This window comes from Actinobacillus minor NM305, assembly GCF_000175195.1.
Taxonomy (GTDB): Bacteria; Pseudomonadota; Gammaproteobacteria; order Enterobacterales; family Pasteurellaceae; genus Haemophilus_A; species Haemophilus_A minor.
In genome coordinates this window covers 36,850-60,454 of the sequence record NZ_ACQL01000085.1, presented here as the reverse complement: position 1 = coordinate 60,454, position 23,605 = coordinate 36,850, and the positions used below count along the sequence as shown (strand labels likewise).

The following is a 23,605-nucleotide window of genomic DNA, read 5'->3' as shown; positions in this document are numbered from 1 at the left end:
AGGAGGGAAAAATGAAACTTTGGTACTCAACAACGAGCTCATTTGCACGCAAAGCGGTGGCAACATTGAAATATCACCAACTAGAAAATCAAGTGGAGATGTTGCGTATTACCAACTCATTTGACCCCGACTCGCCACATAATAAAGATAATCCGTTAGGGCGTATTCCTGCGTTACAAATGGAAAACGGTGAATGGCTGTTTGGCAGTTTTCTAATCAGCCAGTATTTAGATGAAATGGGTTCACAACCAACGTTATTTCCAAAAGACGAAAAGCGTTGGCGTGTATTAAGTTTGCACGCATTGGTCGAAGGTATCTTGGAAAACACCACACCAACCATTGTTACCGAACGCCGTTTTCGCCCTGAAAATGAGTGGTGGAAAGCACGTCATCAACAGTTGATGGAGCGAAATATTCGTAGCTTTAAACAACTTGAAGAGAAGCTGGCAGAATTTGGCGATGAATTAAATATCGGCACGTTAACCGCCGTTTGTTTAATTGATTGGTGGCAGTTCCGCCCAGATAATACAGGCTATGATTTAGCAAAAGATTTCCCAAATCTGACCGCTTGGGCGGCAATGATGAATGAGAAATATCCTGCATTGCAAGCCACTAAACCGACTTTATAAGTCCAGATAAAAGAACAAAAAGAGGAAGAGATGGCAGATTATCAATATCCAAAAGATATTTATACAGAAGCGGAGCCGGATGTAAACACCTTAGCCAATTTAGGTCCTTTAACGGCAATGGCTGGCGTGTGGGAAGGTAAACGTGGGCTAGATGTTAATCCAAAAGCCGAAGGCGCAGAAAAAGATCCTTATATTGAGCATATTGAATTACAGCCTATTGATGCTCAAACAAATGGTCCTCAGTTGTTTTATGGCTTACGCTATCATACTCGTATTGTGCAGCCAAATGAGGTTGAAACCTTCCACGATCAAGTGGGCTATTGGTTGTGGGAACCCGCGACAGGTAACATTCTTTTTACGATCAGTATTCCTCGTGGGCAAACGCTGATGGCAACAGGAAATGCACCAGCTGATGCAAAAGAATTTACCGTGAAAGCCGTACGTGGCTCGCTGACAAATGGCATTATTTCAAACCCATTTATTGAACAGAACTTTACGACTGAAAGCTATACCATTAAGGTAAAAATCAATGATGACGGTACTTGGTCTTACGAACAAGATACAGTAATGACTATCCCAAATTATCCTGAACCGTTCCATCATACGGATCGTAACCGTTTGACTAAAATTGCTGAGCCTACGCCAAACCCAACAGCATTGGCGGCGAAATCCGAATAGAATAAATGAGGAGCCTAATGATGAAATGTTATCCTGCAAAAGTATTTCGATATTTAACCGCTATTTTCTGCACATCTGTGTTTGCAAATAGTGTCGTAGCCGAACAGCTAAATGATTTATCATTAGATGAATATGAGTTGGATAAAGTATTGATCTTTAGCCGGCACGGATTACGTTCACCAGTAGAAAAAGATCCTAAAGAAATGGAGAAATATTCTCCTTATTCATGGGCTAAATGGGATGTACCTTCGGGCTATTTAACGGCTAAAGGAACCATTTTAGAAACTTACTTTGGGCAATATATTGGACAATGGCTATCTCAACAAGCATTACTGACAACAGAACGCTGTGCAACGGGTAAAGGAATTTGGGCTTATGCTAATAGCGTGCAACGTACTGTTGCGACTGGGCAAGCTATTATTGCTGGAGCGTTTTCAGGTTGTTCTGTTAATTTACAACATCAAGGCGAAGTGGGGACAGAAAAAGATCCCATTTTTGATGCTGTGGCTCATCAACCAGATGAAATACTTATTGAACAAGCTAAGCGTAATATTGATTTAACTGCATTACAACAGCAACTGAAACCACATTATGCCTTATTAAGTGAACTGATTGATTACCGCCATTCAACGAATTGTCTCCAAAAAAATCAGTGTGATTTAGGCGAAAAATCCGGTGAATATAGTATCCAAGATAATAAATCGGTAAAAATTACAGGGTCAATTAGTACCGCAAAGAAAATTGTGGGTGCATTGCTTCTTGCTCATTATGTTGGTAAACCTAGTGCTGATATTGCCCATGGGAATATCGATACTCAAGAGAAATGGCAAGCGATTAACGAAATCAAAAATGCTTATTATCGAACCTTATTTAAAGGAAATCAGGCTCTAGCACAAAATGTTTCTCAGCCACTTTTACAACTTATTCAGCAACAATTAAACAGCGAAAATAAAATTATTTTACTGGTGGGACATGACTCTAATATAGTGGCTTTACTTGCAGCATTAAATGTAAAGCCTTATGAATTGGAAAATTCATTGGAAAATATTCCAATCGGTGGAAAATTATTCTTTGAGGTTTGGAAACATAAGAATAGCGGACAGAGAAAATTTCGCTTAGAGTACGTTTATCAAACAACAGAACAACTAATAAACCTTACTCCGTTAAATTTATCTACACCTCCTTATCGAGCAAGATTAGAATTAACGGATTGTTCATTGGATAGTAAAGGATTATGTGAATATGACCGCTTCCAACAAATTTTGCAGAACAGTTTAAAGGCTAAAGTGGAAAAATAATGGAGTTCAAGATGACCAAACCCGTTTTATATTTCGCCCACTGGTGTCCCGATACTGCCCCGTTTGTCGCTGAATTACAACGTCTTGGTATTGACTACGAAGAACGTGAAATGACAACAGGCGGTGTAAATTTAAAAGCTTTTTTAAAACTGCGTGATAACCACCCTGCGTTTGATAACGCCAAAGCAAATGGCTATATCGGCATTCCTGCGTTGCTGTTGGAAGATGAGAAAGTGGTGTTGGATTTAGCTGAGTTACCCCTAGCACTGACGTACTAGGTTAAGCATAGTGTTGTCGCTCTGCGACAAGCTAAACAGGTTGCGGAGCAACCGCACTATGCGTAACCCCATACGTCAGTATGGGGATATCAAGGTAAGATTTAGTGGTCGTGAAAATAAAGTGAGAGAATAATTAAGGAAAAGAATAATGGCAGGTTGGGTATATATTATTTCAAATAAGGCAATGCCTGATATATTAAAAATAGGCTATACCGAGCGAACACCTTATATTAGAGCATATGAGCTTTATAATACTGGTTGCCCATATCCCTATAAAGTTGATTATGCTATCTATGTGGATCGCCCTTATGAAGTAGAACAAAAAGCTCACGAGTTACAAAGAGCAAATAATGTTGGGAAAGAGTGGTTTAGCTGTTCCTTTGAAGAAGCTGTTTCAACAATTAATAAGGCTATCAATCTATTAGGAGCTAAAATAGAACCTGATAAAAAACCAGAAGCCCCAACGCCAGATGATATACGAGGTATTATTGCAAATAACCCAGATGCTGCAGTTATTATTGAACAGCCAAAAATTAATGTTGATGCTGAAATAGATAGAATAAAATCGGAATACCAAAATAAACGAAAAGAACTAGAGAGAAAAGAACTAGAAGCAGCAGATTCTTTTAAAATGATACTATCTTGGTTTTTTTTGCAAATAATTGGTGTTTATATACTATATTTATTATTTGGAGATAAATTAATAATTAGAGAAGGTATTTTAAGCACAACTATTTTTTTGATTATTGGAGGCTTTATCCTAGTATATCCAATTATGTTTATCATTCTTTTCATTACTATGATATGTCCATTTTTAGAAAATTGGTACGATAGACTTCTTTGTCTATTAAATAAAATATGTAGATATAAATCTATACTGAAATATCGATCAAATATGTCTTTATTGTATAGTGAAGAAAAATTTCAGCTAGAAAAACTCAATAAAGCTAAATGATTTTAAATCATATACAATATTTCCTTAGAGAGAACACAAAATGACAACACAAAACTTCCTAGCCGAGATCGGCACAGAAGAGTTGCCACCGAAGGCACTCAAAAAATTAGCGACTGCGTTTGCGGAGAATGTTGAAGCGGAATTAAACCAAGCGGGTTTGAGCTTTGACAAAGTGGAATGGTTTGCAGCACCTCGCCGTTTAGCGGTGAAAGTATTGGGGCTTGCGACTAGTCAGCCAAGCAAAGAAGTGGAAAAACGTGGTCCGGCGGTGTCGGCGGCGTTTGATGCGGAAGGTAAGCCGACCAAAGCAGCGGAAGGCTGGGCGAAAGGTTGTGGCATTACCGTTGAGCAGGCGGAGCGTATTGCTACCGACAAAGGCGAATGGCTGGTTCACCGTGCGGTGATTGAAGGTCAGCCGACCAAAAACTTGTTAGTCGGTATGATTAGCAATGCGTTGGCGAAATTGCCTATCCCGAAAACAATGCGTTGGGGCGATAAAACCGAGCAGTTCGTGCGTCCTGTTCACACGGTGACCTTATTGTTGGGCGATGAGCTGATTGAAGGCGAAATTTTAGGTATTGCAAGCGGCACGACTATTCGTGGTCACCGTTTCTTAGGCGAGCGTGAGTTCCAAATCAGCCACGCTGATCAATACCCTGCGCTGTTGAAAGAAAAAGGCTCAGTGGTTGCGGACTTCAATGAGCGTAAAGCGTTAATTCTTGCAAAAGCCCAAGAAAAAGCGACCGCTTTAGGTGGTGTGGCGGATATTGAAGAAGACTTGTTAGACGAAGTGACGTCTTTAGTGGAATATCCGAACGTGTTGGCGGCGAAGTTTGAAGAGCGTTTCCTTGCCGTGCCTGCGGAAGCCTTAGTTTACACAATGAAAGGCGACCAAAAATACTTCCCGATTTATGATAAAGAGGGCAAATTGCTACCGCACTTTATCTTTGTGTCGAACATCAACCCTGAAGATCCAAGCAAAATCATCGAAGGGAACGAAAAAGTAGTTCGTCCACGTTTGACCGATGCGGAATTCTTCTTCAAAACCGACTTAAAACAACGTTTGGAAGATCAGTTACCACGTTTAGAAACCGTGTTGTTCCAACAACAACTTGGAACATTGCGTGACAAAACCGCTCGCATTGAACAGCTTGCAGGCGAAATTGCAAAACAAATTGGTGCCGATGAAACCAAAGCGAAACGTGCCGGTTTGTTGTCAAAATGTGATTTAATGACCAATATGGTGTTTGAGTTTACCGATACGCAAGGCGTAATGGGTATGCACTATGCCCGTCACGATGGCGAAGATGAAGAAGTGGCAGTGGCGTTGAACGAGCAATATATGCCACGCTTTGCAGGCGATGAGTTACCGAAATCGTTGGTGGCAAGTTCTGTTGCGTTAGCGGATAAATTTGATACGCTCACGGGGATTTTCGGTATCGGTCAAGCGCCAAAAGGCAGTGCCGACCCATTCGCTTTACGCCGTGCAGCACTTGGTGCGTTACGCATTATTGTAGAGAAAAACTTACCGCTTGATCTGAGCGATTTAGTGGCAACTTCAGCGAAATTGTTTGGCGACAAGCTTACCAACAGCAATGTTGTAGAAGAAGTGGTGGACTTTATGCTCGGTCGTTTCCGTGCGTGGTATCAAGATGAAGGCATTGCGGTGGACGTTATCCAAGCGGTTCTCGCTCGCCGTCCAACTCGCCCGGCGGACTTCGATGCGCGTGTGCGTGCAGTGTCGCATTTCCGCACCTTAGACAGTGCAGAAGCATTGGCAGCAGCGAATAAGCGTGTGAGTAATATTTTGGCGAAAGTAGAAGGCGAAATTTCATCAGAAATCGACCGCACTTTATTAGTGGAAGCGGAAGAAAAAGCCCTTGCAGAACAAGTAATTACATTACAAGCAGAGCTTGCGCCACTATTTGAAAAAGGCGAATATCAAACCGCACTTGACCGCTTAGCCGGTTTACGTGAAGTGGTGGATAACTTCTTCGATAAAGTGATGGTTAATGCCGAAGATCCAAAACTTCGCCAAAACCGTCAAGCAATTCTAAACAACTTACGTAACTTGTTCTTACAGGTGGCGGATATTTCGTTGTTGCAATAATCTAAATAAATTAGACCGCTTGTTTAAGCGGTCTATTTCTAGTCATTTTTTGCAAATTTAACATCATCTTTAGAGGTAAACATGTCAATTAAAACCGAAGTTTTATTTAGTAATCATTGGAATGTTCGCGTGAGTGATCCAGGCGAAGAAGGCAATGTAAATCATTTTTTTGAAACCGTTTATATTACTCTTGAGGCAAAAATCTCAGAAACAAAAGCAATCTATTCATTTGTACGTAAAGTAGAAGATGATATTAAAGTGCAACGTGAATTCACAGATTTAGATGAATTATTTGAATTCTTGGGTCAGTATCTAAGCCCTGTGGCATTAGGTAATGTGGGCGTGAAAATTGGGCAATTAGGTTTAGCTTAATTTGTGATGGACAATACGCTTTACACTCAAATACAGCCTTATTGGGATTATCTTCGGGCAGAAAAACAAGTAAGTCCTCATACGTTGAGTAACTATCAACGCCAGCTACAAGCTGTCTGTGCGATGTTAAAGCAGCAGCAAATCAGCTCGTGGCAAGAGGTGGACGCTTCGGTTATTCGCTGGATTTTGAGCCAAAGCCATAAACAAGGTTTAGGCGCTAAAAGTATCGGTGTAAGGCTCGTTGCATTACGACAGTGGTTTGCTTATTTAGTCAAAAATGAACAACTGCAGGCAAATCCTGCTCTTGGGATTAAAGCCCCAAAAGTAGGGCGACATTTACCTAAAAATGTGGATGCTGAGCAGGTTGCTCAATTACTAAATACAGAAGCGACCAAGCCTTTAGAAATTCGTGATTTGGCGATGATGGAGCTGATGTACAGCTCGGGGTTACGGCTTTCCGAATTACAAGGGTTAGATCTTGACCGCATGGATTTATCCACTCGAGAAGTACGTTTACTCGGTAAAGGAAATAAAGAGCGTATTGTGCCAATTGGCTCGAAAGCACTTGAAGCGATACACCGTTGGCTTGAGGTGCGTATGCGTTTTAATCCTCAAGATAATGCGGTTTTTCTTAATAATCGAGGGGGACGCTTGTCTCATCGCTCAATTCAGCTCATTATGGAAAAGTGGGGGAGAAAGCAAGGATTGGAAACGCATTTGCACCCCCACAAACTTCGACACTCTTTTGCGACCCATATGTTGGAAGGCTCGGGCGATTTACGTGCCGTGCAAGAATTGCTCGGGCATAGTAGTTTGGCGACCACGCAAATTTATACCCATTTGGATTTTCAACATTTAGCAAAAGTGTATGATGCGGCTCATCCTAGAGCGAGAAAGAAAAAGGCATAGATTTTAAGCGTAGGTTGCTGACAAAATTGATTTTGCTGACCTAGCACGAGCCGTGCTAGGTTCGTTAAGCCCAGCCCCACTGGGGCTGAAAAAAGAGCCCTATACGGCTCGTATAGGGTTTGTCATCAATCTAAAGCGGTCTAATTTTTCTGATATTTTGCAATTGAGGTGGCTATGAATACCTTAAATTCTCTTTTTTCTTACCTGCCTGATATGGTATTCCAACCTTTATTTATTGTGTTGGCACTCCTTGCTATCGCTATTATTCTTTTCATTCAAAATAAGCTCAGAATGGATGTGGTGGCATTATTAGTGATGCTTGGTTTTAGTTTAAGCGGCATTTTAACCACTCAAGAAATCTTTGCCGGTTTGAGCGATCCAAATATCGTGTTATTGGCGTTGCTGTATATTATCGGCGAGGGCTTAGCCCGTACCGGTGTGGCAAATGGAATCAGCGATTGGTTAATGCGGGTTGCCGGCGCAAGCGAAACAAAAGTTCTTGTCTTATTAATGCTATCCATTGGTGTGCTGGGTTCTTTTATGAGCTCAACGGGCATTGTGGCGATTTTTATTCCTGTCGTTTTAGCGATTTGTGCCGGTATGAACATCTCCCCTCGCCGCTTAATGATGCCATTAAGTGTGGCAGGGTTAATCAGCGGTATGATGACATTAATTGCGACCGCACCAAACCTTGTTACCCATTCAGAATTGGTAAAGGCAGGTTATCAAGGCTTTCATTTCTTTAGTTTTACGCCTATCGGTATCGTGATTCTTGGGTTGGGGATTCTGTATATGTTAGTTGCTCGCCGTTGGTTAGATGATGGTGTTGCAAACAACATAAACAATAACAACGAAGATTCGATGGCGAAATTGATCGAAGAATATGGGCTTAATGGTCGAGCAAAAATGGTTATTTTGCAAGAAGATTCCCCTCTGATTGGCAAAACGATTGATGAATTAAAGCTTCGTTCAGTTTATCAGATGAACATTATTGCGATTCAGCGTTTTAAGAATTTCCGTCATATTACGATTGCCGCTTATGGCAATGATCAATTACAGAAAAAAGATATTTTATTGATCGATATTGGTGTCGATGAAGTGCGTTTTCTTGAATTATGCGAACTCTTTAAACTTCAACAAATTGAATTAAAAGGCAGCTATTTTTCAACACAAGCAAAATCCGTAGGCATGGCAGAACTTGCAGTTATGCCGGAAACAGAGACCATTGGCTGTACGATTCCTGAATTACGTTTTCGTTCTTCTTATGGATTAAGCATTATTGGCATTAAGCGTGAGAAAACGATTTTACATAACGATCTATTAAATGAAACGATCCAGTCAGGCGATATCCTGTTGGTCATGGGGATTTGGTCGAAGATAGCAACACTTGCTAAAGAGCGTAAAGACTTCTTTCTATTAGGGTTACCAAAAGAGAGTAAATTGGCAGTACCGGCCGCAAGCCAAGCGCCACATGCACTCTTTTCCGTATTCTTGATGGTGGTATTGATGATTACCGGCGTTGTACCGAATGTCATTGCGGCGTTAATAGCCTGCCTTTTACTCGGTAAGTTCCGTTGTATTGATATGAAATCTGCTTATGATTCTATTCATTTCCCAAGTTTGATTTTGATTGTGGGAATGATGCCGTTCTCCATCGCCATGCAAAAAACGGGCGGAGTAAGTCTGATGGTGGAAGAATTTATCCGCATAACCGGTGGAGCACAGACGAATGCTTATTTTATTCTATTAGGCTTATTTGCTTTAACCGCAGTGGTTGGCTTATTTATTTCAAATACAGCAACAGCCATTTTGATGGCACCGATTGCCATTGAAGTAGCCAAACAATTGGGCTATTCGCCAACGGCATTAGTAATGGTTATTGCGATTGCTTCTTCTGCCGCCTTTATGACCCCAATTTCTTCGCCGGTTAATACGATGGTAATAGGACCTGCCGGTTATCGCTTTATGGATTTTGTTAAAATCGGCGTGCCATTTACCATTTTGGTCATGCTTGCCACTGTATTCCTTGTGCCAGTTTTCTTTCCATTATAAAAATTCGACCGCTTGGTATATCTTTTACAAGCGGTCGTTTTTTCTAACATTTGCGATTTAGATAAAATCTATTTTTGGCCATCTGTTTCATTTCTGATCAAAGTATTTTCCAGCCTTCGTAATCTTCAGTGTTCTAACATCAAACACATCCATTCCGCCGGCTAATGCTGCTTGCACACCTAAATCAGCATCTTCAAAAACTAAACAATGCTCTGGCTTCACGCCTAATTTTTCTGCGCAACGTAAAAATGTTTCCGGATCAGGCTTGTGCTTTGTAACATCTTCGGAATCCACCACAACTTGAAAGTAAGGTGTTAATTGAAAACGATTAAATAGCAACTCGACTAATTTTCGATGAGAGCCTGTGCCTAATGCCATTGGTTTTTTACCAAATTGATTTTTCACGATATCAAAAGCGGGTAACAAAGTCGAATTTTCCAAAATCATTTGTGTTGCGATTTCTCGTTTTATTTGCACAAACTGTTCTAAATAATGTTCAGGCACTTGATATTGCTCCATAATCGCTTTTGCAATAGTAAAAGAGGTTGCCCCACCTAATTGATACATCACATCACCTTTTACATCATAGCCGAATACTTTTCCTGCTTTTTCCCAAGCAAGTGCATGGCTTGACATCGTATCAATCAAAGTGCCGTCCATATCAAAAATCAATGCTTGGTATTGTTCTAAAATCTCTTCTTTTAACATTTTTTCTGCCTCATAAAAAAGCCCCTCGCAAGGGGCATATTCAATAAAATTAACCGGCAACGCTTGGCAAAATACCTGCTTGAATTAGGAATGGGATCACAATAATGATAATCCCCATAATAAGAGCCAAAACTAAACCGATATTTCCACCTGCAACACGATAAGGCAAGTTAGGGTGTAATTGACGCGTTCTCCAGGCTAAGCCAATCGGTAAAATTAAGCCGTAGAAAGCAAAGAGTAAACCGGCGTAACCTAATGCGGCAATAAAGCCGTTTGGATAGAATAACGCAAAGACAAGCGGTGGAATAAAGGTTAACGGCGTAAGCATAAAGCGGTTATGCGGTAATCTTACGCGTTTTAATAAATCGCTGACCCCTTCAAAAATCCCCATAGCAACACCAAGGAAAGAGGTAATTAACGCAAGTGCGGAGAAAATTCGCACCATTTCGCCTAAGATTGTGCTACCTGTAATTTGGCTTGTTGCTTTTACTAAGCCGTTTAAGGTTGGATCTTGGTTTAGTAAGCCGACAAATTCATTTTGGCTTAATACCCCGTGGGTAGCTAATTGCCATAATAAATAAGCTGAAAGTGGGATCATTGTACCGATTAAAATTGCTAAACGAATTTTACGAATATCTGCTTCAAGGTAGCTGTTGATACTGCCCATAATCACGTGGAAACCAAATGATGTAAAGAAAATCGGCACTGCTGAAATCACAAGTAAATTATCTAATGGCACGGCGGTTAGATTTTCTAATTTTGCTTTTGGCAACATCATCAGTAAGACAAAGATAAAGGCAACGATTTTACCGATAAATAACAAGCGAGTTAACCCATCAACCCCTTTAATACCCACCACAACGAAGGCGCCTAAAATAAAGGTAAATAATAAAATCCCGATTTTAAGATTGGTGTCTCCTTCCGCTTCAGGGAGTAATCCAGATACTAACGAGCCACCGCCAGTGATATAAGCAGCTAATAAGGCATATAACAAAATCAGCAAACTGACTGTGGCTAAAACACGCCCTGCCATACCAAAGTATTGTTCTGCTAGACTTGCCACCCCAACATCAGGGCGTTTAGCAGTTTGATAGGCTTCCATAAAGAGCAAGCCTGTATAAGTAAGCAATAGCCATAACCCCACTAACAACACTAATGTCATACCAAAGCCCATACCTGCTGAAGTTAAAGGCATAGCAAGCATACCGGCACCAATGGTCGTGCCTGCAATCATTAATGCACTACCCAAAATTTTATTCTTCATTTTTTCTCCTACATTTTATTTTGTGCAGGCGGTCGAATTTTGCAGAAATTTCCCCAAATTCCACCGCTTGAAACCATAATCATTAACCCACAACCTGCGGTAACCAACCTTGTTCAATTAAGAATGGTACAATCACAATAAATACCCCGATTGCTAAAGCAATAATCAGCGAAGCATTGCCGCCTTTCACGCGATACGCTAACTCAGGCGATTGATTACGCAATTTCCAAACCATCGCAATCGGTAACACAATCGCATAGAAGGCAAACATTTGTCCTGCATAGCCTAACGCGGTAATAAATCCTTTTGGATAGAAGAATGCAAAAAGCATTGGTGGAATAAAGGTTAATAAGCCTAATGTTTTACGCCCTGCATTGATTTTCACTCGTTTGAGCAAATCTTCTAATGCTTCAAATAAACCCAATGCCACACCTAAGAAAGAAGTGACCAACGCTAAAGCAGAGAAAATTTTTACCACGACGCTAATCATCGTGCTGCCCGTAATTTGGCGTACTGCTTCGGCTAAACCATTTAAGGTTGGATCTTGTTCTAAGATTTTCAAAAATTCTGTTTGGCTTAATACACCGTGAGTAGCTAATTGCCACAAAATATAGGCGATAAGCGGAATAGACGTTCCCACTAAAATAGAAATGCGTAATGCTTTCACATTCCCTTCCAAGTATTTATTTAAACTTGGGATCGAGCCGTGGAAGCCAAACGCCGTGAAAAACACGGGGCTTGCAGAAATCAATAACGCATTGTTAATCGGCATTTCCAATAAGTTATCAAGAGAGACTTTTGGCAACAGCAAAAATAACACCAACACAAACGCCAAAATTTTTGTGGTAAACAAAATACGGTTGATTACGTCCACGCTGGTTGTGCCAATTACAATAAACGAGCCAAAAAACACCGTGAAAATCACACCGGCAATTTTGGTTGTGGTTTCTGCATCAACAATAGTTGGCAATATACTTGCCAAAATGGAGCTACCACCCGACACATAAGCGGACAAAATCGCATATAAGAAAACGATCAACACGGTTGTCGAAACAATACGCCCAAAAGTACCGTAGTATTTCTCCGCTAAAGTCCCAATCCCTGCATCACTTTCTACGGTTTGATAAACTTCCACAAACAACAACGCACTAAAGCACAACAATAACCATAAGGCAATTAACAACGCCACAGTAAAACCAAAACCCATCCCGGCTGAAGTCAGCGGCATAGCAAGCATACCCGCACCAATCGTTGTTCCTGCAACGATTAAGGTGCTTCCTAATGTTTTATTTTTCATATAAACACCTGTCAATAAAAATGAACAACCCGATTTTAATAGAAAAAAGCGTTTTTTCCACAAAAATATGAGAATTTTGTAAAATATTTTTGGTAGTGTAAAGATTAGTTTACAAATGGGGAATAAAAAAACCTGCATTGATATGCATCAAAGCAGGTTAAAATTCATAATACCGTACTACTCGTATCGTAATAACAAATAAATACTGTAATGATATTAAATTGAATAGAAAGCGAGTTTCTCCTGATATTCGCTCACTCTGTCGTCATTATTGATAACGCTGATAATTTAACTGTAACCACTGTAAACCAAGTACCGCAATTACATTATCAATTTTACCTTCTTGTACCCATTGATATGCCTGTTCACGACTAATCACGTGCACTAAAATGTCTTCATTCTCTTCTTCCAAGCCGTGAACCTCGCCGTTTCCTACTTTTGAACTATCCACTAAACCGAGGAAAAGATGTAAACGTTCAAGCTGTCCGCCAGGGCTGTCCCATACACTTAAGGCATATTCTACATTTTCGACAACCAAACCTGCTTCTTCTTTTGCTTCTCTGATCGCAACTTCAGCCGGGTCTTCATTTTCTTTATCAATCATTCCTGCCACTAGCTCTAGCAACCAAGGCGAGCGTGTTGAATTTGGCTCATAAGCACCGATACGAACCTGCTCCACTAATACCACATTATCTCTTACCGGATCATAAGCAATAAGTGCTGATGCTGCACCTTTTAGCAAAAGCTCGCGAACCACCTCACCGCTTACGCCACCAGAGAATAATTTATGGCGAAAATGGATTTTCTTTAACTCAAAATGCCCTTTATATACCGTTTCTTCTTTTAAAATTTCTAAATCCTGATGCCCGAATTGAAGCACATTACTCATATAAACTCCCTAATTAACACGATAAACAAGCGGTTGAAATTGCTCAATTTTTTGCAACTTTCCCGCTTTCCATTGAAATAAATGATGGATACTTTGTTCGCTTTCTTGCATAAAATAAGCCAAAAAGAAGGGAAATTGATGATAAAACATCAAATACCCTGATGGGCTATATGCGGTGTTGATTTGATAATCTGCCGGCAGATGTTGCACTTCGGATAGCTTAACGATGCCGACCCCTTGCGATTTTAATACAGCTTCTCGCAAGCACCAACTCAAATAAAAACGAGAGGCTAATTCCGGCAAAATAGTTATATTGGTTTCAAGCAGCTGCTCTATTTCCTCTGGATTAGCATAATGACGAATTAATGCTTCAAACCGCCGTATCTTTTGCGGATGCTCTAAATCAATGCCAACAGCTTTCTTTTCATTCGTAAAAGAGTAAGAAAAAATGACCGCTACCCAATCACCTGAATGGGTAATATTAAAATCAATATGTGGCAATGTTACATAAGGACGCCCACTTTCTGTACGCTGAATATTGACTAGCCAACACTCATCTAAATGATGCTTCTCAAATAATTTTCTCAACAAGAAATCCGCCATTTGACGGCTTTTCCAACGTTTTAATTGCCGTTCGGTTAAATTCGCAGGCGGTAAATTTGTAGCATCAATAGGCTCATCGTGATGAGCAAATACAACATCAAAAATGGTCATAAGTTTACCGTTTTAACGCTAACGTTAGCACACCAGCCGCCACTAAACCGATACCCAGCCAATCTTGATTACTCGGTCTTTCGCCTAAAAATATTACCGCAAAAACCGCAACTAAAACCAAACTGAATTTATCAATTGGCGCAACTTGTGAGGCATTGCCCATTTGTAAGGCTTTAAAATAAGCTAGCCAAGATGCCCCCGTGGCTAACCCTGAAAGCACCAGAAAAAGCCAGTTTTTACTACTTAATGAACTTAACGGTTGCCATTTTGACGTGTAGGTTAAAAATAAAATAAGCGCCAAAATAATCACAACGGTTCGAATAAACGTAGCAAAATCCGAGTCTACGCCTTGTAAACCTACTTTCGCAAAAATTGCTGTGAGTGAAGCAAATACTGCAGAAGCTAATGCCCAGTAAAGCCATTGGTTCGACATAATTCATCCCTAAGATGCATAAGAAAATAACGGTCGAGTGCTAGTTTAGCAAACTTTATACCTGAAATAGCTGATATTTTGCTAAAAAAATGTTATAAGATAAATTAAATTCATTGATGAATAAGCATAAAAAGGAGTGAAAATGATCAGGCAAATTCAAAATTTTCTTAAAATGGAATCCTCAGGAGGGATTTTATTATTAGTATCTGCCATTCTAGCAATGATTTTTGCAAATAGCAGTTTAAGCCCACATTACTTTAGCTTTTTACAAACTGAAGTTATCTTAAAAATCGGTGCATTTAGCATTGATAAGCCACTTCTTATGTGGATCAATGATGGCTTTATGGCGGTTTTCTTTATTCTTGTGGGATTAGAAGTAAAACGTGAGCTTTTTGAAGGATCTCTTTCTAGTGTGCAAAAAGCAGTTTTTCCTGCTTTCGCTGCTGTTGGTGGAATGGTTGTTCCGGCGCTGATTTATTGGTTCATTAACCAAAATAATCCAGAATACTTGAGTGGTTGGGCAATTCCAATGGCAACCGATATTGCCTTTGCTTTAGGTATTGTTGCTTTATTAAGCAAACAAGTGCCGCCAGCATTAAAAATGTTCTTACTTGCCCTAGCGATTATTGATGACTTAGGGGCAATTGTGGTTATTGCGCTTTTCTTCTCGCACGAGATGAGTACCCTTGCGTTAAGTATTGCCGCAATTGCTATTCTTATTTTATTTGCGATGAACCGCTACAAAGTGACGGGTCTAATCAACTATGCCATTATTGGTTCTATTTTATGGGCTTCGGTACTTAAATCGGGGGTGCACGCCACCTTAGCCGGCGTTATTATTGGTTTTTGTATTCCGTTACGTGGGAAAAATGGTGAAACGCCACTTTATCACTTAGAACATATTTTAGCACCATGGTGCTCGTTTGTGATTTTACCGCTCTTTGCCTTCTCAAATGCAGGCGTATCTTTTGAAGGGATGAGCCTTGAAAAACTAACTTCACCATTACCGCTAGGGATTGCATTAGGACTTATTATTGGTAAACCGGTTGGTGTTTTCCTTTTCAGTTATGCTTCTGTTCTACTGAGATTGGCAAAACTCCCTGAAGGAATCAATTTCAAACAAATTTTTGCGATTGCCGTTTTATGTGGTATCGGATTTACCATGTCCGTCTTTATTGCTTCTCTTGCTTTTGGCAATAATCAAACTGATGAAACCTTGTTGCCAATGGCTCAGTTAGGTATTCTTATTGGGACAAATATCTCGGCTATTGTGGGGTATTTCTTATTAAAATACACAACTAAGAAAGCTTAAAACGCTAAAGTTCCATAAAGTGAAACGGTCGGAATTTGCAATAAATTAGCCCATTCCGACCGCTTGTTTTTACCTACTTTAAAAGCTCTTCATTCTTCTTGTAGTTCCACTTACTACGAGGTTTATCAATATATTGAAAATGCTCGTTCGTAAATGTCCCTTGCGCACAAGTTACTTTATCTCGGCGTGTATTCACTTGTTGATTACCGATTGCGCTATTAAGTGTATCAGGTCCGGTCATCACAAAAACACCACCTTCAATTCTGCGATTTTCAATGTTACTGACGATAATTTCCAAGGTCTGTTGCATAATCGGATGACCTTTTTCACACGCTAAAAAGAAATTTGTGTATTTATCACGGCGTTTAATTAACACTTCGCTATCATTCGGCTGAATAATTTGTGAAAGAGGGAAAACTAAATGCCCATCGATATCAATATAAATACCGCCTTCTTTCCATAAAGTAAATACTCGCCAAAAATCAGCCTGAGCTGCGCCATCAGTTAATTTGCTATATGCGTTAAAAATGCGTTCATCAGCATTTTGTTTGATATAGGCTTCACGCGCTTCTGTACTCACATAGCGATAGTCATAACTCAATGACATTAAACGGTTAAACAAGTAGTTACAATACATTGGAAGTGTAACTTTATTTGAATAATTCGTTTGCCAAATGATTGGCGTAATTTTATCCGTTCTTTCTGATTTTAGCTTCGCAGGGCTAAATTCCGGAATGGTAAAACGTTTTTTGGGAAAAACCGCGTGAAATGGATAACTTAAAATTTTGACAATATTGCCTAATAAACGGAATAAGCCATTGCATACCACAATCAACTTTTCATATTTTACTGCCATAATTATTTCTCTTTTTCTAATTGGGAAATCACAAAATCCAGCGCATATTCATACCCTTTTGCCCCTAAGCCACAAATCACGCCTTTTGCCACATCGCTTAAATAAGAGTGATGACGAAACGGCTCTCGGGCGTGAACATTTGATAAATGCACCTCGACAAAAGGAATTGCAACCGCTAATAAAGCATCGCGAATAGCAACACTTGTATGAGTAAAAGCACCAGGGTTAATAATAATAAAATCGGTATTTTGGAATGCTTGATGAATACGGTTAATAATCGGCTCTTCCCCATTTGCTTGAAAATACTCTAGGCAATAACCTCTCGCTTCGGCTAATTGTTGGAGGTGGTTTTCAATATCGGCTAAGGTTTGTGATCCATAAATATGAGGCTCTCGCTTACCGAGCATATTTAAATTAGGGCCGTTTAATAACAAGATTTTTTTCATTGTATTTCCTTACAAGCGGTTAAAAATGAGCAAGATTTTGCAAGTATCATTCAGCATTCGAACAGCTTAATGGGTATAAATTCAATTTTTCCATTAGTACTCTATCGCCATCTTCTTCTGGGTTTTCGGTCGTTAATAATTTATCCCCGTAAAAGATTGAGTTTGCGCCGGCCATAAAACATAAGGCTTGCATAGCTTCCGGCATATTGCTGCGTCCAGCTGAAAGGCGAACATAACTTTTTGGCATCGTAATGCGCGCAACGGCAATGGTTCTCACGAATTCTGTCCAATCTAGGTCTTCTGCATTCTCAAGTGGTGTGCCTGCCACTTTAACCAATTGGTTAATTGGTACGCTTTCCGGTTGAGGATCAAGATTGGCTAAACTGGCGATAAGCCCTGCTCTTTCCGCTCTTGTTTCATTCATACCCACAATACCGCCGCAACAGATTTTTAACCCTGCAGAGCGCACTTTACCTAATGTATCCATTCGATCATCGTGAGAACGAGTATGAATGACCTGATGATAACGTTCCGGATCGGTATCTAAATTATGATTGTAGTAATCTAACCCGGCTTCTTTTAAATCTTCCGCCATACCTTCTTCTAACATACCGAAAGTACCGCAGGTTTCTAAACCTAGGGATTTGACCGCTTTAATGATGGCGGAAACCGTTTCAATATCTTTAGGTTTTGGACCTCGCCACGCAGCACCCATACAAAAACGGCTTGCGCCTCGAGCCTTGGCAATTTGGGCTTTCTCAACAATATAGTTCACATCAAGCATACTTTGCTTTTCAACACCCGTGTCATAGCGGGCAGATTGTGGGCAATACTCACAATCTTCAGCGCAACCGCCCGTTTTAATGGAAAGTAGCGTAGAAAGTTGAATGGCATTTGGATCAAAATGTTGTCGATGAATTTCTGCCGCCCGAAAAACTAAGTCCATAAAAGGCAAATCAAAAAGTTCTTCAACTTGGCATTTACGCCAATATTGTGCCGTTGGATGCGGCGTGAGCTCATTTTTGGCTTTTAAACGTAGCGAATAGGTCGTCATACAAGATCTCCAAAAAAGAGGCACAAGCCGTTGCTTGTGCCATTCAGTGCGAAAATTACTCTTCGATAGAACGTAATAAGTCGTTAAGACCCACTTTACCTAAGGTTTTCGCATCCACTTTTTTCACGATCACTGCACAGTATAAGCTGTGTGAACCATCTTTTGCAGGAAGGCTACCTGAAACCACTACAGAGCCGGCCGGTACACGTCCGTAGTAAATTTCGCCTGTTTCACGGTCATAAATTCGTGTTGATTGACCAATGAATACACCCATTGAGATCACACAACCGTCTTCAACAATCACACCTTCTACGATTTCAGAACGCGCACCAATAAAGCAGTTATCACCGATAATCGTTGGGTTTGCTTGTAACGGCTCTAACACACCGCCGATACCCACGCCACCTGATAAATGCACGTTTTTACCGATTTGTGCACAAGAACCCACTGTTACCCAAGTGTCCACCATTGTACCTTCGCCAACATAAGCGCCGATGTTTACGAATGATGGCATTAACACCACGTTTTTCTCAATGTGTGAACCTTGACGAACAACAGCACCCGGTACAGCACGGATGCCGTCAGCTTTAAATTGTTCTTCGGTATATTGACCATATTTTGTTGGCACTTTATCGTAATATTTTGTTTCTGCGCCATCGATCACTTCATTATCATTGATACGGAATGAAAGTAATACCGCTTTTTTCACCCATTGGTTTACAACCCATTCGCCATCAATTTTTTCTGCAACACGTAAAGAGCCGTTATCTAAACCTTTGATAACCTCTTCAATCGCAGTACGTGTTTCTGCATCAACTGTTTTTGGTGTAATTTCAGCACGGCGTTCAAATGCCGCTTCAATAATTGCTTGTAAAGACATTGTTGTGTTCCTTAATAACAGATAAATAAAAGGGAAAAGACGCCTAGTTTAGGGTCTGTTTAGCTTTCAATAAAAAGCTGCGTTGTCGTCTAAAAAAGCCCTCGGCTAGGCGTAAAACGCCGTTAATAGCGGGACTATTGACAAGTTTTACAACGACGGCGAGGGCTTTTTTAGGCACAACCCGAAGGGACGGGCTTCTTTTTTGCCCACTCTGCGTTAAAAAAACTTTGTTTAGAATAACTAAACGGCAGTTTTTTCGCCTTGATTGGGCAAAAAATAAGCTCCGTCGCTGCCTTTTATTGAAAGCTAAACAGACCCTAACATAGAACGCCATTCTTTTCCACTAGAAATTCAATCTCACTAAACCTGTAACCAAAAAGTTACAGGTCCATCATTTTGCAAACTTACTTGCATATCTGCCGCAAATTCGCCTGTTTGTGTTGTAATTTTTTCTGCAGATTGGCGGCAAAAGTACTCATATAATGCATTTGCCTCACTCGGATGCGCACCACGTGAAAAACTTGGGCGTAGCCCTTTCTGCGTATCTGCCGCTAACGTAAATTGAGAAACGACCAATACACTGCCGCCGGCTTGTTGAACATTCAGGTTCATTTTACCTTGATCATCAGCAAAGACACGATAATGTAGCACCTTTTCTAATAAACGGTCGGATTTTGCCTGATCATCGCCTTGCTCTACGCCCAATAAAACCAATAAACCGTGATCAATTTCGCCCACAATTCGGTCTTCTACCTCAACCTTTGCCCATTTAACACGTTGAATTAATGCTATCATTTTTGTCTTTTTTCTCCTGTTTAATCATTTCGAGTTCTTTTAATACGGCGGCAAATTGTCCGCCTAATAAGACCACTTGCCAGCTGAGGTGTATCCATAGCAACATAATGGGCAATACCGCTAATGCACCATAAATCGCCTGATAAGAAGGAAATGTTGTGATATACCAAATAAAGGCTTGTTTCCCTAACGTAAAGAAGATCCCTGCAAACAATGCTCCCATACAAGCGTGTTTAAATTTGACCGGTGTATTAGGAACAAATTTATAAATCAAAGTAAATAATAACCAAATCAGTAAAAAAGGCGTGTAGTTCAGTAATGTTGTGGTTAGCGAAAATGTTGCTACTTCATTAAATAAACTTAACGACATTATGTAAGAGGTAATTGCAATGCTAACCCCTGCAACAAGGGGAGCAAGCACTAAAATCACGGCATACAGTAAAAATGAAATGAAAATCGACCGCTTGCGTGGTTCGTGCCATAGCCCATTTAATGCTTTATCTACGTTGTGGATCAACATTAATGCGACCACCACTAAACCAATGGTACTCACAATTCCCATTTGCTTAGAATTATTCACAAAGCTATCTAAATTTTGTTGAACAACATCGCCTATATTCGGTGCAAAATTATCATAAATAAAAGATTTAAGTTGCTCGGTCGCCTCGGTAAAAAATGGAAAAATGGTAAACACTGAAAAAACCACCATAATCAACGGCACCATCGCTAACATTGTATTATAGGTTAAATACCCTGCCGTAACGGGTAATTGATTTTGTTCTGCACGTTTTATAAACACCCTGAAAAAGAGGAGCAAAGTATATTTCATAGAATAATTTAACCCTGAATTTCAACAAATAATGGCATTATATGTAAAATTTTAAGAGAAAACGACCGCTTACCAACATTAAATCTTGACCTTGTTTTTATTCCTTGCTTTAATGGACGACCGATTTTAGATTTTTGCATTTGTATAAAAAAGAGGCACATTATGGCAGAAAGTTTTAGCGTAACTCGTCGTTACTTCGATGATAAAAATTACCCACGTGGTTTTGCTCGCCACGGCGATTATACTATTCGTGAAGCGCAAACCTTAGAACAATATGGTCAAGCGTGTTTAGCATTAGAAACTGGGGAACGTAAAGCTAAAACCGCTGAAGAAGAACGTTTTGTTGCTGTGATGAAAGGCGATGAAATCGCAGAAAGCATCATTGAGAAAGCGTGGTTAAAATATCGTTCTCTAACCAGTAAATCTAAACGCATTTACACCCTTTCCGGTAACGCTGGTAGCGATGCTGGAGATGATTTCAGCGCAGCTGAATAAATTTGTTTTTCTTGAAGATAGGGTGCATTTTTGCACCTTGTTTTTTTATTAAATACCGCAATTCCATTTTTAATATGATCTTAGCAACCGAACAATACGCCGATTTACTTGCAAAAAAAGTAGCAAATTTAACCGCTTTACTTTCTCCTTTCCAAGCACCTGAGTTAGAAGTTTTTGCTTCAAAACCACAACATTTCCGCATGCGTGCTGAATTTCGTGTTTGGCACGATAAAAATGAAAAAGGGGAAAACGAGCTATATCATATTATGTTCGATCCTGAAACCAAACAGCGCTATCGTGTTGATCAATTCCCGATTGCTAATGAACTCATCAACAAAATGATGCAATCGCTTTTAGCTGAAATTCAAGGCAATGAATTACTAACCCGTAAACTGTTTCAGATCGATTACCTCAGCACTTTAAGCGGAGAAATTGCGGTTTCTTTGCTTTATCACAAAGCGCTTAATGAAGAGTGGGTTGAACAAGCCAAATTGCTGAAACATCGCCTCACTGAACAAGGATTTCGTATTCAACTGATTGGTCGTGCAACCAAACAAAAAATTGCTCTTGATTACGACTATGTTGAGGAAGTGCTACCTATTCACGGCAAAAATTATGTTTATCGCCAAGTTGAAAATAGCTTTACTCAACCTAATGCGGAAATGAACATTAAAATGTTGGAATGGGCAAGAAGTTGCACACAAAATAGTCAAGGTGATTTGCTTGAGCTTTATTGTGGAAATGGTAATTTTTCAATTGCATTAGCTGAGAATTTCAGAAAAGTGTTAGCCACCGAAATTTCAAAATCTTCGGTTCAATCAGCCCAATATAACATTGAGCAAAATGGTATTGATAACTTACAAATCATCCGAATGTCTGCCGAAGAATTTACTCAAGCGATGAATGGTGTGCGGGAATTTAATCGCTTAAAAGGTATTGATCTCAAAAGCTACGATTGCAATACGATCTTTGTTGATCCTCCAAGAGCAGGGCTTGATCCAGATACTCTTAATATGGTGCAAGGTTACGAGCGTATTTTATATATCTCTTGTAACCCAAATACGCTGGCAGAAAATTTACAACAACTTTCTCAAACTCATCGCATTGAACGCGCTGCATTATTTGACCAATTTCCATTTACTCATCATATTGAAAGTGGTGTTTGGCTCATAAAACGAAGCTAAGCTTATTAAAAGCTCAAAAAAATAGCAATTAGATAAACTTTATCAAGTTTTACTTGACCTGCGTGAAATAAATCGATAATATTTCGCTCGTTTTCAACGGAGGAATGGTCGAGTGGTTGAAGGCACCGGTCTTGAAAACCGGCGAGGGTTTACGCCCTCCGTGAGTTCGAATCTCACTTCCTCCGCCATCAAATTCTAACCGCCTTGTTATTGCAAAATAACAGGCGGTTTTTCTTTTGTCTCTTTTATCTCCTTCCGCTTTATTTTTATTCAATTTGCTTGCAAACGTTAAGTAAAAACCTTATTCTTATTGAGAATAAATTTCATTTCTTGATTGTAACTAAAGGAGCTTTCTATGCGTTTAAAATCTCTCACCCTTGCGATTTCAAGTTTATTTGTTGCTAGTTCAGTCTTTGCAACGGATTTATCGAAAGAAACCCAAACTTATAAGGAATTTGTCGTTGGGCAAATCGATCAATTAGTGACAGATACCGAGAAATTTGTGGAATATTTAAAAACCGGCGATGTGCAAAATGCGAAAAAAATCTATCCGCTTGCACGTATGTACTTTGAGCGTTCAGAGCCAATTGCAGAGAGTTTTGGCGATTTAGACCCGCGTATTGATGCCCGTCTTGCCGATTTAACTGAAGAAGGGAAAACCGAGAAAGATTGGTCGGGTTTCCATAAAATTGAAAAAGTGCTTTGGGAGCAAAATACCACAAAAGGCACAGAAGCGACCGCTGATCAGTTAGTTAAAGATGTGAAAGAGTTACGTGCGAAAATTCCAACGGCGGAAGTCACCCCTGATTTAATGATTACCGGTGCGGTGGATTTGTTAAATGAAGTCTCCACCACAAAAGTAACGGGCGAAGAAGAAATTTTCTCAAAAACTGACCTTTATGATTTCAAAGCCAACATTGAAGGGGCGGAAAAAATTTATGAGATCTTTAAGGCAAAATTAGAGAAAAAAGATGCAAAATTGGCAAAAGAGATTGCTGATCGCTTCCAAGATGTGAATGTGTTATTGGCGAAACATAATAAATCAAAAGACGGCTATGATTATGTGCCTTATACAGATTTAACCGATAAAGACATTAAAGCACTGGCGGAAGCGGTGAATAAATTAGGTGAGCCTTTAGCGCAAATGGGTATTCTTTTGGGTAAATAA

The 23,605-nt window shown here is 39.9% G+C and carries 25 protein-coding genes and 1 tRNA gene; 14 read left to right on the top strand and 12 right to left on the bottom strand.

The window, feature by feature from the left end; genetic code table 11:
• Positions 1–11: 11 nt before the first annotated feature.
• From AM305_RS04575 to AM305_RS04535, 9 genes are all read left to right on the top strand, one after another.
• Positions 12–629, top strand: coding sequence for a glutathione S-transferase family protein (locus AM305_RS04575; protein ID WP_005823512.1), 618 nt, complete (start codon positions 12–14; stop codon positions 627–629).
• A gap of 30 nt (positions 630–659) precedes the next feature.
• Complete coding sequence (locus AM305_RS04570) at positions 660–1,307, top strand: FABP family protein (RefSeq protein ID WP_005823510.1); 648 nt, start codon at positions 660–662, stop codon at positions 1,305–1,307.
• A gap of 20 nt (positions 1,308–1,327) precedes the next feature.
• The gene (locus tag AM305_RS04565) at positions 1,328–2,605 is read left to right on the top strand and encodes a histidine-type phosphatase (RefSeq protein WP_005823508.1); all 1,278 of its coding nucleotides are present in this window, start codon (positions 1,328–1,330) and stop codon (positions 2,603–2,605) included.
• An 11-nt stretch (positions 2,606–2,616) separates the two neighbouring features.
• On the top strand, positions 2,617–2,883 hold the full coding sequence (locus tag AM305_RS04560; protein WP_005823507.1) for a hypothetical protein: 267 nt from the start codon (positions 2,617–2,619) through the stop codon (positions 2,881–2,883).
• 148 nt (positions 2,884–3,031) lie between these two features.
• On the top strand, positions 3,032–3,838 hold the full coding sequence (locus AM305_RS11820; protein WP_005823506.1) for a GIY-YIG nuclease family protein: 807 nt from the start codon (positions 3,032–3,034) through the stop codon (positions 3,836–3,838).
• Between the two features lie 40 nt (positions 3,839–3,878).
• The gene (glyS, locus tag AM305_RS04550) at positions 3,879–5,948 is read left to right on the top strand and encodes a glycine--tRNA ligase subunit beta (RefSeq protein WP_005823505.1); all 2,070 of its coding nucleotides are present in this window, start codon (positions 3,879–3,881) and stop codon (positions 5,946–5,948) included.
• An 81-nt stretch (positions 5,949–6,029) separates the two neighbouring features.
• Positions 6,030–6,320 carry a DUF5377 family protein gene (locus AM305_RS04545; protein WP_005823504.1) on the top strand — a complete coding sequence of 97 codons (291 nt, stop codon included), beginning with the start codon at positions 6,030–6,032 and terminating at the stop codon, positions 6,318–6,320.
• A gap of 6 nt (positions 6,321–6,326) precedes the next feature.
• Entirely contained in the window at positions 6,327–7,229 is a 903-nt protein-coding gene (gene xerC, locus AM305_RS04540; RefSeq protein WP_005823503.1) for a tyrosine recombinase XerC, read from the top strand.
• Positions 7,230–7,403: 174 nt separating this feature from the next.
• Entirely contained in the window at positions 7,404–9,281 is a 1,878-nt protein-coding gene (locus AM305_RS04535) for an SLC13 family permease (RefSeq protein ID WP_005823502.1), read from the top strand.
• 87 nt (positions 9,282–9,368) lie between these two features.
• Here AM305_RS04535 and AM305_RS04530 read toward each other — a convergent pair whose 3' ends face one another.
• The 6 genes from AM305_RS04530 to AM305_RS04505 all read right to left on the bottom strand — a co-directional run bounded on the left by AM305_RS04530 (position 9,369) and on the right by AM305_RS04505 (position 14,586).
• On the bottom strand, positions 9,369–9,989 hold the full coding sequence (locus AM305_RS04530) for a beta-phosphoglucomutase family hydrolase (protein ID WP_005823501.1): 621 nt from the start codon (positions 9,987–9,989) through the stop codon (positions 9,369–9,371).
• 49 nt (positions 9,990–10,038) lie between these two features.
• Entirely contained in the window at positions 10,039–11,253 is a 1,215-nt protein-coding gene (locus tag AM305_RS04525; protein WP_005823500.1) for an aromatic amino acid transport family protein, read from the bottom strand.
• Between the two features lie 82 nt (positions 11,254–11,335).
• On the bottom strand, positions 11,336–12,550 hold the full coding sequence (locus AM305_RS04520; RefSeq protein WP_005823499.1) for an aromatic amino acid transport family protein: 1,215 nt from the start codon (positions 12,548–12,550) through the stop codon (positions 11,336–11,338).
• 268 nt (positions 12,551–12,818) lie between these two features.
• The gene (gene nudF / locus AM305_RS04515) at positions 12,819–13,439 is read right to left on the bottom strand and encodes an ADP-ribose diphosphatase (RefSeq protein WP_005823498.1); all 621 of its coding nucleotides are present in this window, start codon (positions 13,437–13,439) and stop codon (positions 12,819–12,821) included.
• Between the two features lie 9 nt (positions 13,440–13,448).
• The gene (locus AM305_RS04510; RefSeq protein WP_005823497.1) at positions 13,449–14,153 is read right to left on the bottom strand and encodes a 4'-phosphopantetheinyl transferase family protein; all 705 of its coding nucleotides are present in this window, start codon (positions 14,151–14,153) and stop codon (positions 13,449–13,451) included.
• Between the two features lie 4 nt (positions 14,154–14,157).
• Entirely contained in the window at positions 14,158–14,586 is a 429-nt protein-coding gene (locus AM305_RS04505; protein WP_005823495.1) for an EamA family transporter, read from the bottom strand.
• Between the two features lie 142 nt (positions 14,587–14,728).
• Between AM305_RS04505 and nhaA the strand changes: the two genes are divergently transcribed.
• On the top strand, positions 14,729–15,898 hold the full coding sequence (gene nhaA / locus AM305_RS04500; RefSeq protein ID WP_005823494.1) for a Na+/H+ antiporter NhaA: 1,170 nt from the start codon (positions 14,729–14,731) through the stop codon (positions 15,896–15,898).
• A gap of 73 nt (positions 15,899–15,971) precedes the next feature.
• Here the strand turns inward: nhaA and AM305_RS04495 are convergent, their stop codons facing one another.
• The 6 genes from AM305_RS04495 to AM305_RS04465 all read right to left on the bottom strand — a co-directional run bounded on the left by AM305_RS04495 (position 15,972) and on the right by AM305_RS04465 (position 20,758).
• On the bottom strand, positions 15,972–16,754 hold the full coding sequence (locus AM305_RS04495; protein WP_005823493.1) for a glycosyltransferase family 32 protein: 783 nt from the start codon (positions 16,752–16,754) through the stop codon (positions 15,972–15,974).
• 2 nt (positions 16,755–16,756) lie between these two features.
• Positions 16,757–17,200: a type II 3-dehydroquinate dehydratase gene (aroQ, locus tag AM305_RS04490; RefSeq protein WP_005817831.1), complete on the bottom strand. Its 444-nt coding sequence runs from the start codon at positions 17,198–17,200 to the stop codon at positions 16,757–16,759.
• 46 nt (positions 17,201–17,246) lie between these two features.
• Positions 17,247–18,254 (bottom strand): biotin synthase BioB, encoded by a 1,008-nt coding sequence (bioB, locus tag AM305_RS04485; protein ID WP_005823492.1) that lies wholly within the window; start codon positions 18,252–18,254, stop codon positions 17,247–17,249.
• A 55-nt stretch (positions 18,255–18,309) separates the two neighbouring features.
• Positions 18,310–19,134, bottom strand: coding sequence for a 2,3,4,5-tetrahydropyridine-2,6-dicarboxylate N-succinyltransferase (gene dapD / locus AM305_RS04480; RefSeq protein WP_005823491.1), 825 nt, complete (start codon positions 19,132–19,134; stop codon positions 18,310–18,312).
• 360 nt (positions 19,135–19,494) lie between these two features.
• The gene (gene dtd, locus AM305_RS04470) at positions 19,495–19,929 is read right to left on the bottom strand and encodes a D-aminoacyl-tRNA deacylase (protein WP_005823489.1); all 435 of its coding nucleotides are present in this window, start codon (positions 19,927–19,929) and stop codon (positions 19,495–19,497) included.
• Positions 19,904–20,758: a virulence factor BrkB family protein gene (locus tag AM305_RS04465; RefSeq protein WP_005823488.1), complete on the bottom strand. Its 855-nt coding sequence runs from the start codon at positions 20,756–20,758 to the stop codon at positions 19,904–19,906. Before AM305_RS04465 ends, dtd begins: the two co-directional genes overlap by 26 nt.
• 162 nt (positions 20,759–20,920) lie before the next feature.
• Here AM305_RS04465 and AM305_RS04460 point away from each other — a divergent pair, with 162 nt between their 5' ends.
• From AM305_RS04460 to efeO, 4 genes are all read left to right on the top strand, one after another.
• The gene (locus tag AM305_RS04460) at positions 20,921–21,253 is read left to right on the top strand and encodes a MaoP family protein (RefSeq protein WP_005817821.1); all 333 of its coding nucleotides are present in this window, start codon (positions 20,921–20,923) and stop codon (positions 21,251–21,253) included.
• Positions 21,254–21,327: 74 nt separating this feature from the next.
• Positions 21,328–22,437: a tRNA (uridine(54)-C5)-methyltransferase TrmA gene (gene trmA / locus AM305_RS04455; RefSeq protein WP_005823487.1), complete on the top strand. Its 1,110-nt coding sequence runs from the start codon at positions 21,328–21,330 to the stop codon at positions 22,435–22,437.
• Between the two features lie 98 nt (positions 22,438–22,535).
• Positions 22,536–22,625, top strand: a tRNA-Ser gene (locus AM305_RS04450).
• Between the two features lie 167 nt (positions 22,626–22,792).
• Positions 22,793–23,605, top strand: a complete 813-nt coding sequence (gene efeO / locus AM305_RS04445) for an iron uptake system protein EfeO (protein WP_005823485.1) — start codon at positions 22,793–22,795, stop codon at positions 23,603–23,605.